This is a genomic window from Sphingobium fuliginis (genome assembly GCF_015074805.1).
GTDB classification, from domain to species: Bacteria; Pseudomonadota; Alphaproteobacteria; order Sphingomonadales; family Sphingomonadaceae; genus Sphingobium; species Sphingobium fuliginis.
This window is the reverse complement of sequence record NZ_CP060036.1, coordinates 400,429-413,573: the sequence shown is the minus strand read 5'-3', so window position 1 is coordinate 413,573 and position 13,145 is coordinate 400,429. Positions and strand designations below refer to the sequence as shown.

Below are 13,145 nucleotides of genomic sequence, written 5' to 3'. Positions count from 1 at the left end.
TGTGACAGCGCGTTTCCTGGACTGGATCTGGCATATAAAGGGCAGCATGGCGCTCGCCTCCGGGCAATCGGCCGATGAGGCAATGGCCAGGCTCGGTCCCCTGTTCCGTCAGGCCGGCACCAGCCATGAGCGTATTGGCGACACGCTGACCTTCAGCAAGAAGGATCAGGCCGCGCAGGACAGGATGTCCATCTTCGATGGCGGCATTCTCAGGATCGAGAGGGAGCCGGCCGGGCCGGTGCTGCGCTATTGCCTGACCAGCCGGGCATTGCTGTTCTGCTTCCTGGCGCCGCTGCTGTTCCTGAGCTTCGCCGGGCTGACGATCGTCGCCGGCAAGCTCGCAAAGCCAGCGGCGCAGGAGACGGTGAAAAAGGACGACAAGAAGGACAAGGTCCTGCCGCAGCACTGGATCGACAAGTCGCTGGGCGCGCCGGCGCCTGAAAAGCCCAAGAAGGACGACAAGAACAAGGAGGATGGCAAGACGCCAAAGCCCACCGCGGCCTATGTCTTCGCCGGCCTGTTCGCCGCGCTCTATGTCGTGGGACGCATTCTGGAGGGTCGGCTCGTCAAATCACTGTTCAGAAAGAGCCTGCTGAGTTGACGATGGCTGCATCGGTTCGGCTGCGCTGCTGGCCGGGCCGAAGGAATCGAGCGGCAGGGCGCCGTCGAGCACGAGTTCGCCGCTGGCGATCCTGCGCTTCAGATAGGCGAAGGTCTGCGCCGTCTGGTTGAACAGATGCTCGCCGCCCTTGAGCGGGGCGTAACGGGGCGCCTCCCCGCGCACGACCGGGGCAACGACATAATCATAGTCGCACGCGTGGAAGAGCGCGAAGGAATAGCGTTCTTCCCTGACCTTCTTCACGCGGTGCCGTGTCGCGGCATAGCGGCCGTTGGAGAGTATCTCCATCATGTCGCCGATGTTCATGATCATCGTGCCCTCGACCAGGGGAACGTCGATCCACTGGCCCTGCCGGTCGATGATCTGGAGACCGGGCGCCGTTGCGAACAGCAGGGTGAAACATTCGTAATCGGTATGCGCGCCGATGCCCTGGCGATCTTCAGCGGTCGCGTCGAAGGGATAATGGATCAGCCGAAGCTGGCTGGGGGGATTTCGCAGATGCGCCTGGAAATGGTCTTCGTCGAGCCCGAGCGCCAGGGCGAAAGCGCGGAAAAGCTGGCCACCAATACTCGTCACATGGCGGTAATAAGCCTGCACGTCTTCGCGGAAGCCCGGCATTTCAGGCCACAGATTCGGACCCAGCAGCGGTCGCCTACCCTCGGAGCGCACATAGTCGCAATTGACGTCGAACGCCTCTTTGAGGTCGCGCTGGCCGGCGGCGAATTGCTCCTCCCCCACCGGCACATAGCCGCTGTGGTTTTCCGAAAGGCCGATATAGCTCTTCATCTTGGTGTCGGCGTCGAGCGCGAAATAGGCCTGCGCGCGCGCGACGATCCTGCGGAACAAGGCGTCGTCCATCTGTGCGCCCGCTATGTAGAGGAACCCTGCCTCCACGCAGGCACGGTCGAGTTCGCGGGCGACGGAAAGCCGATCCTCAAGCCTGGGGCTGTCCAGTTTCGAAATATCGACGAGCGGCAGGACATGGTGCTGTGTCATGGATGAGGAGCGTAAATCCCCCTGGGCATAGCGATAGATGGACCCATGCTATGATTTCCATCGATTTGATCTATGAGCGGAGCAGTCCACCGCCTATGAAGAGCCGCTCTATCTTCCAGGAAAGCAGCACGCGCATGAACGATCGAACGCCGCTGATCGACAGGAAATTTGCCAGCCGGGTTGATTGGAACCTCATGCGGACCTTCGTGGATATCGTTCGCGCTGGCGGCATAGGCGCAGCGGCGCGACGGCTCAACCGGCAGCAGCCCAGCATCAGCGCGGCGCTCAAGCGGCTGGAGGACCATGTCGGGACGGCGCTGCTCCACCGCACCGCCACCGGCGTGGAGATGACCGCGGCCGGCAAGGCGATGATGGCGCTGTGCGAGGACATGCTGGAATCCGCCCGGATGATGCCCCATGTGATCGCGCAGGCGACCAAGCGGGTCGAGGGCATCGTCCGCATCCAGATCGTGTCCGGCCTGGTGTCGGCCGAGTTCGACGAAGCCATCGCCAGCTTTCACCGGCGCAATCCGGCCATCCACATCGAAATCCGCGTCTCCCCCTGGCGTCAGCTTCTCGATGCGCTGGAGCAGGGGGAGGTGGAGATCGGGGTGGGCTATGACAGCAGTGTCCGCGGAAGCCTGATGTACGAACCGCTGCTGATCGAGCGCCAGCAGCTCTATTGTTCGCGCAGCAGCCCCTATTTCGGCTATCGGGTGAGCCGATTGGGCGAACTGAAGGATCAGGGTTTCGTCCTGACCGGCGATGATGAAATAGAAGCCATCACCCATTTGCGCCGGCGCTATCGGCTAGGCACCGTGGTGAGCGGCCTTGCGGAGGACATCAATGAGGCGCGGCGACTTATCAACATGGGCGTAGGGATCGGCTTCCTTCCCACCGCCGCTGCTGCAAGTGACGTTGCAAGCGGCCGTTTATGGCCCATGCTGTTCGCGGATTTCGAGCCCGCTTACGACATCTTCCTGCTCGCCCGGTCGGAACCGGCGCGGGACACTGCGACGCAGCTTTTCTGGGATGAGGTCATCCGGCGCGTGCGTGCGCAACGGGCATAAATCCAGTCTATGGCTTTCATCGGGATTTTCGACCTCCCTTCATGACGCAGCGCAGCGCAGTGTGAAGGCACTGACAGGAGCTGCGGCATGGAAACCAGCCTCAAAGACCGGCTATTCAACCTGATCCCGCCTGCCATGATCGCGGTCATCCTCAGCTTCTGGGCGTTCGGGCCAAGGTCTCTGGTCGAACATCCCTGGGCTCTCACCCTGACTTCTCCCCTCATCGTGATCGCCATCCTGCTGCTGGAGGCTGTGCACGAACGTCATGCCGGCTGGCGCATGAACAGGCGGGAGTTCTTGACGGACCTTTATTATTCGGTCCTCAGCGCGACCGTGATCGCCTGGCTGACGCAGAAACTGGCCGAGGAACCGCTGGTCGCCCTCAAGGCCTCGCTGGGGCTGACCACGGCATGGGCGAGCCATCTGCCCTGGCTGGCGCAGGTCGCAATGGTGATCTTCCTCATCGAATTCGGCCAATATTGGATGCATCGGCTGATGCACAATTGGACGCCTTTCTGGCTGACCCATGCGCCGCATCACCATATCACCCAGCTTAATGCGGCCAAGGGCGCCGTCGGCAACCCGATCGAGCTGTTCCTGATCAGCCTGAGCGTCGTCGCGCTGTTCGATTTCGACAAGACGGCCATCTTCGCAGCCCTGAACACCATGGGCGTCATCTCCGTCTTCGCCCATGCCAATGTGCGCGCCGACCCCCCGATCTGGTACTCCTTCTTCTTCACGACGATCAGGCACCACAGCCTGCACCATTCCACCGACTATGAGAGCACGCGTTGCAATTACGGCAACTCGCTGATCCTGCTGGATCGCATCTTCGGAACATATCGCGAGGGCGAGGGCATTCTCGTCGGGCAGGACGACCGCAAGCGGCTGACCATCCGGGAGCAGACGATGTTCCCCTTCGCGCCGATGGTCGAGAAATTCAAGGTCTGGCGCGCAGCCAAGCAGCCACGCGGCGCACTGGCTGATGCGGGCCCGGCCGATGATCTGGACCGGGACGCTGCGGGAGCAAAGGCCGCGGCATGATGGCGGCCCGCTCCGGTCAGGCCATCGCAGCGCGCAGCGCGCTCGCCCGGGGCGATATCGATGCCACTCAGCGATTGGCCGCGACGCTGGTGTCGGGAAATCCCGGCGATGCCGAAGGTCACTTCCTCCTTGGCGTCGCAGAATCGAGCATCGGCCGCGTCTATGCGGGCATCCAGCATCTCGGCCGCGCGGTCGAACTCGATCCCCAAGGCGAATATCGCGCGCAGCTTGCCAAGCTCTTCACTCTGGTACGGCAGGACGGGGACGCCGCCGCGGTGCTGCAGGATGCAGAGCATGCTCTCCCTGCCGATGCCCTGAGCCGCGACACGATGGGCTGCGTCTATGCCCGCCTGGGCGACCACCCGGCCGCGCTCGGTCATTTTTCGGCAGCGGTGCGGCTCGAACCCGGGAACAGGCAGTTCCGCTACAACCAGGCCGTGACGCTCAACTTCCTCGGCCGGACGGAGGAAGCCGAAGCCGCGCTGGAGGCGTTGATCGCCCTGGCGCCGGATGATGCCCGTGCCCATCACCTTCTCTCCAGCCTGCGCAAGCAGTCAGCCGGGCATAATCATGTCGAGCGCCTGGCGAAGGTTCACTCAACGACCGGAGACGGACGGGGCAGGCTGCTGCTAGGCTATGCTCTAGCGAAAGAACTCGAAGATCTCGGCCGCCCGGAAGAAGCACTGGAACGGCTCTGCGCGGTCAATGCCGAGCATCGCCGCACGTTGCGCTACGAGTTTGCCCGCGATGCCGCGACCTTCGACGCGATAGAGGCGAGTTGGCCGAGCATCGCCGCGGCTCCTGTGGACGACGCCCCCCATGATGCGCCGATCTTCATTATAGGGATGCCGCGCACCGGCACGACGCTGGTCGACCGTATTCTCTCGTCTCACCCCGACGTCGAAAGCGCCGGGGAACTGCAAGCGATGCCGCTCGCCGTCAAGAAGGCGGCAGGCACGCGCACGCCCACAGTCTTGGACCCGGAGACGATCGCCACGGCTGCCGTCAGCGACATGGGCGCGATCGGCCGCGACTTCCTGCAACGCGCCAGCCATCACCGCCGCGACCCCGGCCGGAGGTTCATCGACAAGTTTCCGGGTAATTTCCACTATGCCGGGTTCATTGCGCAGGCCCTCCCGGCAGCCAGCATCGTCTGCCTCCGTCGCCACCCGATGGACACGGTGCTCAGCAACTTCCGCAATCTCTTTGCCGTCAATTCGCGCTATTATGACTATAGCTACGACCTTCTGGAGATCGCCGCTTACTACGTCCGCTTCGACCGGCTGATGGCCCTGTGGCGCGAAGTCCTGCCGGGGCGGGTCATCGAACTGCGCTACGAGGATCTTGTGGCGGACCAGGAAGGCCAGAGCCGCCGCCTGCTCGCCCATTGCGGTCTGGAATGGGCGGATGAGTGCCTGTCCTTCCACACTAATGATGCGCCGGTTTCCACGCCCAGCGCGGCGCAGGTCCGCCGGCCGATCTACCGCGACGCGGTTGCGCGGTGGAAACGGCATGAGCAGGTCCTGGAACCCGTTCGACGCTTCTTCGAACGATCCGGCATTTCCATCGACTGAAAGGGAGCGCGCGACCATGCCCAGACCTGGAACATTCGTCTTCTGCATGGCCATGGCCGCGGGGTTCGTGCAGCCAGCCGCCGCCGCTTCCTCCCCACGGACCCGTCTGGTGGAGTTTCGGTCGGAAAACTGCCTGCTGATTTCCGGCAGCCGCGACAATGCCGCTTCAAAGGTCAGCGTCAATGGCCACATCGTGCCGGCCGAAGGCCGCCATAACTGGCGGGTTCGCTTGCCGGTCAGCACCGTCCGGTCCTGGTCTGCTCCCATGGCGCGAACGGTTACGGTCGCGGTCGAGGGATTGAGCCATGAAGCCGATCTGCCGATCGGGCTGCTCGGTCATGCTGATGACCTTGCGATGCTGGTGGTCAGGGCGAAGTAATAACCTTTATGGCTATAAGTAATAAAAGAACATATTCGGAATAGATATTGTAATTTTTCTCTCCCGGGCTTATCTACGCGCCAGCCGCCGAAGAGCGGTGCTCGTTTTTCGCACAGGAGAAGATGATGAAGATTGGGCTCATGTGCCTGGCGGCTTTCGCCTTCGCGACCCCGGCAATCGCTGGCACTGCCGGCGGCAATCCCTTCGCTCGGGACACCGCGATCCTCGACCTCAAGGGGTTGGACCTCTCTACCGCCTCTGGTCAGCAGAGCCTAGCCATCCGCATGGATCAGGCGGCGCGGGCCGTTTGCGGCGATCATTTGGCGGGCGTGCACCTCGCTCTCGAATCCAAGGCGCGGGATTGTCGCACTGCGGTTGCGGCCGACATCCGCGCCCAGATTGAAGCCCGGCTTGCCAAGGCTGGCGATAAGTCGCCCGTCCAGATGGCTTCTGCCCGCTGAAAATCTGCTCCGCGGCGCTTGATGGCGCCGCGGACGCCTCATTTCGCCAGCTTCGCCGGATCGGGCCACCAGGTCAGCGTGTGCACGTCATGCGCGGACGTCCAGATGCCTGAATCCGTGAAGCGCAGCGCGCCGCTGCCTTCCGCTTTCCCCACTCGCGCCCTGACCGCCATCGACTTGGGATCGATCACGACGAAGGTCTGATCCTCCGTGGTGCGCAGCCACACCAGCCCGCCGCCCGTATCGATGTCGCCCCATTTCAGCACTGCGCCGACCTTCACCCGGCCAGCCGCGTCGCCGGTTTCCGGGTCGATGCGGACGACCGTTCCGTCGCCCTGCTCCTGAACCCAGACCCCGCCTTCCCCGGCCGCAAGGAAACCCGGCTCCTTGCCCAGTGCCGTCGTCTTGACGACACTGTCGGTCGCGGGGTCGATGCGCTGGATCGAGCGGCTCTCGCTGCTGACCGCCCAGACCGATCCGAAACCGAACGCCAGATAATGGGTGCCGGGATTGACGGGGATGGTTGCCGTCACCGCGTTCTTCGCCGGGTCGACGCGGGATACGACGCCCTTCTGATCGCTGGCGACCCAGATCGATCCGGCACCGGCGACCACATTCAGCTCGCCCTTGGGATTGGCGATGCCGGTGGGGATGGTGGCGGTCTTCCGCGCGGTCTTCGTATCGATCTTTATGAGCGCATTTTCCTGGCAATCGGCCACCCAGAGCGCTCCGTCGGACAGGGCCATGGCGCCGCAGGGTTTCGACATGGCGACGGCGGCAAGCCTGCCCTGCCGCGACCAGCGCTCGACCCGGCCGGCATTGGTCGCCCAGACGCTGTCGCCGTCGACCGCCAGGAAGTCCGCAAAGCCCGGCACTTCGATCACCTGCTCCGCATGGGCCATGGAAGCCGCACATCCCGCCGCCACTGTCATGATCAATCTCCTGAGCCTTTTCATGCCTTGCCCTTTCCTCGCGAAGATCAGGCGCGCTGCGCGATATAGGCGCGCCATCCGCCCAGGGCGGTGATGTCCTCCGCTCCCGTCAGCGCGCGCGGCTCTGCGACGAAGCCCTTGACGCTGCTGCCGTCGGCCAGCGTCACCGTGCCTATGGCGAGTGGCGCCGGCACCTCGACCACGAAGCTGCCGAACTCGGCGATGCCCAGTTCGTAAACCTCCAGCGCGATCGATCCGCCGTCCTCGCTGTGCACCAGTGCGGGCTTGGGCGGCACGCTGTTCGCGATCGCGTAGAGGCGGTAGTTGGGTGCCGTTTCGAAAGCGCCAACGAACTTCGCGTCGCGGGAGGTGAGTTGCCAGTGCAGCGGCATGTCCTTCAGATGAGCGCCGACTACAGCGAGTTTTACGGTTTCCATTTTGCCCTCCAGATCGAGCGGTGGTGGCGACGGAATATCCGCCGCCGAAATATAGGCGTCGGCGGCGTCGAGCAGCGCAACATCGCTGTCGGCGGGACCGATCAGGGTGATGCCGAACCCGGTCGCATTCGACCTTATGCCGGCGGGCACGGCGACAGCGGCCATGTCCAGCAGGTTCACGAAATTGGTGTAGAAGCCCAGGGCACTGTTCAGCGCGATCGGCGCGGCCTTGAGTTCCGCCACTCGATAGGTCGTGCCGGTGGTGGGGAAGGCGAGCAGGTCGATGCTCTTCCAAAGCGTGTCGGCGTGACGCTTGAGTTCGGCAAGCCGATAGATGCCGTTGAACAGATCGACGGCGCTTATTTCCAGTCCCGGCTCGACGACTTCACGCACGGTCGGGTCTATCGCGTGGGGATGGTCGGCAAGCAGGTCCGCGATGGCGGCGGTCCGCTCCGCCACCCACGGGCCACCGTAGAGGAGCTGCGCCGCTTCCTGTAGCGGCGCATAGTCGATCTCCACCAGCTCGGCGAGGGTGGAGAGCCTGTCGAGCGCCCGGTCGTAATGATATTCGGACTGCGCGTCGCCGAAGAAGGAGCGCTGGTCGCGGCGGGGAACGCCGATCCTCTTGCGCCCGATCGGCCGGTCGGCAAGCGGTTTGGAATAGGGATCGGCCGCATCGAAGCCAGCCGCGACGGAATCGACCAGCCGGGCGTCCGCCGTGTCGCTCGTGAAGGCGGTGATGCAATCGAGCGTGCGGCAGGCTGGCACGAGACCGCTGTTGCTCCACCGGCCTTTGCTGGGCTTGAACCCGATCAAATGCTGGAAAGCGGCCGGAACGCGGCCCGATCCTGCGGTGTCGGTGCCGAGTGCGAAGGCAACCAGTCCCGCCGCCACGGCGACCGAGGAACCGGAGCTGGAGCCGCCGCTGACATAGGACAGGTTGTAGGCGTTTCTGGGGCTGCCATAGGGACTTCGCGTGCCGTTCAGTCCCGTGGCGAACTGGTCGAGATTGGTCTTGCCGACGCAGATCGCACCCGCCGCGATCAGCCGCTCAACGACCGTGGCCGAAGCCTTCGGCCGATAGGTGAAGGCGGGGCAGGCCGCGGTCGTATCGAGCCCCCGGACATCGATATTGTCCTTGACGGCGAAGGGAACGCCGGCCAGCGGCAAGGCTTCGCCTGCCGCCACCCGCGCATCGACCGTGCGGGCGGCCTCGATCAGGGCGTCCGGCGCGACCCGGCTGATCCATATCTGGGGCTGAACCGCGTCATAAAGGGCCAGACGCGCGATCGTCTCTTCGGCCACCGCAACGGCGTTCATGCGCCCCGCCCTGACCGCATCGGCAATCATCGACACGCTGCGGCGGTTCAGCCGGTCCCCGGCTGGCGCGGTCATGCGTGCCTCCTCAGCGCCATCATTGGCGCACCGGGCTGCAGCGACTGCCGCTCCTGCACATAGAGCGCCTCGACCCTGCCCGCGCCCGGGCTGTGAACGGCACATTCCATCTTCATCGCCTCTATGATCGCGATCGTTTCGCCGGCATCGACCTCGTCGCCGGGCCCAACGAGCAGTTTCCACAGGCTGCCGCCGAACGGCGCTTCGACCAGATCGGCGCCATCGGGAATTTCCACGGCGTCCGGTTGCGGCTGCTCAGCTTCGGATAGATGGGCGACGCGGTCGAATTCGCCGTTCCGCTGCCACTCGGCCCGCTCCTCATCGAAGGCGCTCTGTCGTCGCGCCTCAAATTCCGCGATCGACTTCGCATTGTCGGCAAGGAAAGCGCGATAATCGGAGAGGCGGAATTCGCACGGCTCGATCCTGATCGAGCGTCGGCCGCTCGGAAAATCGCGCCGCCATTCGACGAGTTCGTCCGCGTTTACAGGATAGAAGCGGATCTGGTCGAAAAAGCGCAGCAGCCAGGGCTTTCCCTCGGTGAAGGCGTCGGTCTGCCGATGGGTGTTCCACATCTGGATGGTGCGGCCGAACAGTTGATAGCCGCCCGGCCCTTCCATGCCGTAGATGCACATATAGGCCCCGCCGATGCCAACGACATTGGGCGGCGTCCAGGTGCGCGCGGGGTTGTATTTGGTGGTGACCAGCCGATGCCGCGGATCGACCGGCGTGGCCACCGGGGCGCCCAGGTAAACGTCGCCCAGGCCCAGGACGAGATAATTGGCCTCGAAGATCAGATTCTCCACGGCCGCGGCATCGGGAAGGCCGTTGATCCGCCGGATGAACTCGATATTGTCGGGGCACCAGGGCGCATCGGCGCGGACGGCGCCCATATATTTCTCGATCGTCTCGATCGTGGCCGGATCGCGCCAGCTGAGCGGCAGGTGGACGATACGCGACGGGACGACGAAGTCCGCCAGATCGCCCAGCCGCTCCTCCGCCGCCATCAGCATGTCGAGGGCGGCTCGCTGATCCATGATCTCCCCGTCGAAATGCAACTGGAGGGACCGGATTCCGGGCACGATGTCGACAATCCCGGCAGGATCGAGCCTTTCCAGCTCAGCCATCAGCGCGTGCGCCCTTATCCGCAGCTCGATATCCAGCACGATGGGGCCGTATTCGACCAGGATATTGCGGTCGCCCTGCTGGCGATAGACCGTGCGCGGGCGATCCGGGGTGGCCGGGATTTCCGCAAGGATGGGGGAGAGCGTGCCGATGGGCCGGGCTGGTCCGCCCCCAAGCGCCGTACCCGATGCGATCAGCCCGCGCTGGTGCAAATCCGCCGCGCGCGCATCCTCGACATCGACCGGCACGAAGCGCAGCTTGTCGCCGGGCGCCAGCTGACCCATGATCCAGCGATCGGCGGCGATCACCACGAAGGGACAGACAAAGCCGCCGAGCGAAGGACCGTCCGGACCCAATATGATCGGCATGTCGCCGGTGAAGTCCACGGCCCCGATCGCATAGGGATTGTCGTGAATGTTGGACGGGTGCAGGCCGGCTTCCCCGCCGTCGGTGCGCGCCCAGCGGGGCTTGGGGCCGATCAGCCGGACGCCGGTACGATTGCTGTTATAGTGGACCTGCCACTCCGCCGTCACGATTTCCTCAATATCCTCGTCGGTGAAGAAATCGGGCGCCCCGTGCGGGCCATAGAGCACCCGCAAGGTCCATTCATTCGTCAAGGGCGGCAGCGCGACTTCCGGCAAGGCAGGCCCGACCTCGTCACCGGCCAGATGCAGCGTATCGCCAGCCAGCAACCGGCGCGCGGCATGTCCGCCGAACTGGCCAAGCTCGAAGGTGCTGCGACTGCCGAGATAGGGCGCGATGTCCAGGCCGCCGGCCATGAGGATGTAGCCGCGTATGCCGCCGCCCCTCACCCGGCCAAGGCTGAGCGTCCGCCCCTCCCCCACGTCGAAGGCGACGCCACGCGGCACCGGCGTTCCGTCAAGCTTGGCGTCGAAATCAGCGCCGGTCAGGCAGATGCGCGCTGGCGCGTTGAAGGTCAATGTCGGCCCGGTATGGAGCACTTCCAGGCCGGCCGTGCCTTCGGCATTGCCGAGCAGCCGGTTGCCCAGCCGGAACGACTGGTCGTCCATTGGGCCCGATGGCGGAACACCCACGGCCCATAATTTCTGCCGGCCGGGCCAATCCTGAACGGTTGTCGCCGTGCCGCCGCTGACGACCTGGATGCTGCGCGGATGGAAGGCGATGCCGTCGAGGACGCGGGTCGAGACTTCCCCGCTGACGAAGGGAGATGAACGCACCACCTCCCGAAGCCAGCGCAGGTTGGTCTCGATCCCGTCGACACGGCTTTGGTCCAGTGCCGCCTGCATGGCGGATACGGCTTGGGCGCGGGTGGGCGCGTGCACGATCAGCTTCGCCAGCATCGGATCGTACCAGGCGCTGACCGTGCTGCCGGCCATGCACCAGGTTTCGACGCGAATGTCGGGCGGAAACGCGACCGCCGTCAGCGTGCCGGAAGTCGGGCGATAGTCGAGCGCGGGATCTTCGGCGTAGAGGCGCACCTGCACGGAATGGCCATTGGGACGCGGCGGCTCCCTGTCGAGGAAGGAGAAGTCTCCGGCAGCGCCGCGGATCATCCATTCGACAAGATCGATGCCCATCACTTCTTCAGTGACGCCATGTTCGACCTGAAGGCGGGTGTTCATCTCCAGAAAGAAAAATTCTTCCCGTTCCGCATCATAGAGAAATTCGACCGTTCCGGCCGACCGATAGGACGCGGCCTCGCCCAGCCGCGTGGCGGCAGCGATCAGCGCGCTGCGCACCGCGTCGGGCAGCAGGGGCGCAGGCGCTTCCTCGACCACTTTCTGGTTGCGGCGCTGGAGCGAGCAGTCCCGTTCGCCCACCGGCAGGACGCGCCCCTCGCCATCGCCGAATATCTGCACCTCGATATGGCGGGCCCGCCGGATGTAGCGTTCCAGGAAGATGCCCGCGTCGCCGAAATTGCTTTCGCCCAGACGCGCGACGGCGGCGAAACTCTCGCGGACGGCGGCCTCGTCCTCGCAAACGCGCATGCCGATGCCGCCGCCGCCGGCAGTCGCCTTGAGGATCACGGGGAAACCGATCTCACGAGCGGCGAGTACGGCCTGCGCCTCGTCCCTGAGCAGATCCGTGCCGGGCGCGAGCGGAACATCGTGCGCGGCGGCAAGCTCGCGCGCGCTGTGCTTCAGGCCGAAGGTGCGGATATTGTCCGGCGTGGGGCCGATGAAGATGATCCCGGCCTTCGCGCAAGCCTGTGCGAACTCGACATTTTCAGCGAGGAAACCGTAACCCGGGTGAATGGCGCCAGAACCCGTCCTGCGGGCCGCATCCAATATGGCCTCGATGTTGAGATAGCTTTCCGAGGCGCGCGCACCGCCAATGCAGACCGCTTCGTCGGCCAGTGCGACGTGGAGCGAATCCTCGTCGGCTTCGGAATAGACCGCGACTGATCGCAGACCCATCCGGCGGAGCGTGCGGATGATGCGGGTGGCGATCGCTCCGCGATTCGCGATGAGGACGGTATCGAACCTCATGCGGCGACAATCATGCGCACGGGCGTCGGGTTGAAACCGTTGCACGGATTGTTGATCTGCGGGCAGTTGGAAACCACCACGATGACATCCATCTCCGCACGCAGGTCCACGGTCAGGCCGGGCGCGGAGATGCCATCGACGATCCCCAGCGATCCGTCGGCCTCCACCGGCACGTTCATGAAGAAGTTGATGTTGGAGACAATGTCGCGCTTGCCCCGGCCTTCGCGCAGATTCGCCTCCAGGAAGTTTTCGACGCAGGCATGTTCGGCCTTGGTATGGTGGCCGTAGCGAAGCGTGTTGGATTCGCAGGAACAGGCGCCGCCGATGGTGTCGTGATAATCGACGGACGTGGCGGTGATCGTCATCATCGCCCGTCCCTCGTTGGAACGCAGCACCGCGCCTTCGCGAAGGAAGAGATTGCCTTGCGCGGCGACGGTGTCCTGCGCGCTGTAACGCTCCGCATCGTCCTGCGCGGAATAGAGGAGGAAATCGACCGCCTGATTCCCTTCCAGATCGACGATCCGCAGGGTCTGGCCGGCTGCGACATGATGCAGCCAGGGCGCTCGCGCCGGCACGATCACGTCATGGAGGACAGTGCCCGGAAGGCCGGACAAGTGAATATCGACGCTCATTGAGGCGTTTTCC

At 64.4% G+C, this 13,145-nt stretch carries 11 protein-coding genes; 6 read left to right on the top strand and 5 right to left on the bottom strand.

Translation table 11 applies throughout. The features are described 5' to 3' along the window. Position 1: 1 nt before the first annotated feature. Positions 2–601 (top strand): hypothetical protein, encoded by a 600-nt coding sequence (locus H5V43_RS18115; RefSeq protein WP_025546603.1) that lies wholly within the window; start codon positions 2–4, stop codon positions 599–601. On the opposite strand, the gene H5V43_RS18110 is transcribed toward H5V43_RS18115, so the two are convergent. Next, positions 572–1,615 carry an isopenicillin N synthase family dioxygenase gene (locus H5V43_RS18110; protein WP_025546601.1) on the bottom strand — a complete coding sequence of 348 codons (1,044 nt, stop codon included), beginning with the start codon at positions 1,613–1,615 and terminating at the stop codon, positions 572–574. The two genes, H5V43_RS18115 and H5V43_RS18110, sit on opposite strands and share 30 nt — an antisense overlap. Before the next feature lie 134 nt (positions 1,616–1,749). Here H5V43_RS18110 and H5V43_RS18105 point away from each other — a divergent pair, with 134 nt between their 5' ends. The 5 genes from H5V43_RS18105 to H5V43_RS18085 all read left to right on the top strand — a co-directional run bounded on the left by H5V43_RS18105 (position 1,750) and on the right by H5V43_RS18085 (position 6,143). After that, entirely contained in the window at positions 1,750–2,685 is a 936-nt protein-coding gene (locus H5V43_RS18105) for a LysR family transcriptional regulator (RefSeq protein ID WP_025546599.1), read from the top strand. 87 nt (positions 2,686–2,772) lie between these two features. Continuing rightward, a complete protein-coding gene (locus tag H5V43_RS18100; RefSeq protein WP_025546597.1) occupies positions 2,773–3,729 on the top strand; it encodes a sterol desaturase family protein in 957 nt (318 codons plus the stop codon). Beyond that, positions 3,726–5,303 carry a tetratricopeptide repeat-containing sulfotransferase family protein gene (locus tag H5V43_RS18095; RefSeq protein ID WP_025546595.1) on the top strand — a complete coding sequence of 526 codons (1,578 nt, stop codon included), beginning with the start codon at positions 3,726–3,728 and terminating at the stop codon, positions 5,301–5,303. The genes H5V43_RS18100 and H5V43_RS18095 overlap by 4 nt, the downstream gene beginning before the upstream one ends. A 16-nt stretch (positions 5,304–5,319) precedes the next feature. Further along, positions 5,320–5,682: a hypothetical protein gene (locus tag H5V43_RS18090; protein ID WP_193666876.1), complete on the top strand. Its 363-nt coding sequence runs from the start codon at positions 5,320–5,322 to the stop codon at positions 5,680–5,682. Between the two features lie 125 nt (positions 5,683–5,807). Next, positions 5,808–6,143, top strand: a complete 336-nt coding sequence (locus H5V43_RS18085) for a UrcA family protein (protein ID WP_025546591.1) — start codon at positions 5,808–5,810, stop codon at positions 6,141–6,143. A gap of 38 nt (positions 6,144–6,181) precedes the next feature. Here H5V43_RS18085 and H5V43_RS18080 read toward each other — a convergent pair whose 3' ends face one another. From H5V43_RS18080 to H5V43_RS18065, 4 genes are read right to left on the bottom strand one after another with little or no spacing between them, the layout of a single operon-like run. Beyond that, positions 6,182–7,099 carry a Vgb family protein gene (locus H5V43_RS18080; RefSeq protein WP_025546590.1) on the bottom strand — a complete coding sequence of 306 codons (918 nt, stop codon included), beginning with the start codon at positions 7,097–7,099 and terminating at the stop codon, positions 6,182–6,184. 23 nt (positions 7,100–7,122) lie between these two features. Continuing rightward, positions 7,123–8,907 (bottom strand): allophanate hydrolase, encoded by a 1,785-nt coding sequence (atzF, locus tag H5V43_RS18075; RefSeq protein WP_025546588.1) that lies wholly within the window; start codon positions 8,905–8,907, stop codon positions 7,123–7,125. After that, a complete protein-coding gene (gene uca, locus H5V43_RS18070; protein ID WP_193666875.1) occupies positions 8,904–12,500 on the bottom strand; it encodes an urea carboxylase in 3,597 nt (1,198 codons plus the stop codon). The genes atzF and uca overlap by 4 nt, the downstream gene beginning before the upstream one ends. Further along, positions 12,497–13,132 (bottom strand): urea amidolyase associated protein UAAP2, encoded by a 636-nt coding sequence (locus H5V43_RS18065; RefSeq protein WP_025546586.1) that lies wholly within the window; start codon positions 13,130–13,132, stop codon positions 12,497–12,499. Before H5V43_RS18065 ends, uca begins: the two co-directional genes overlap by 4 nt. Positions 13,133–13,145 lie beyond the last annotated feature (13 nt).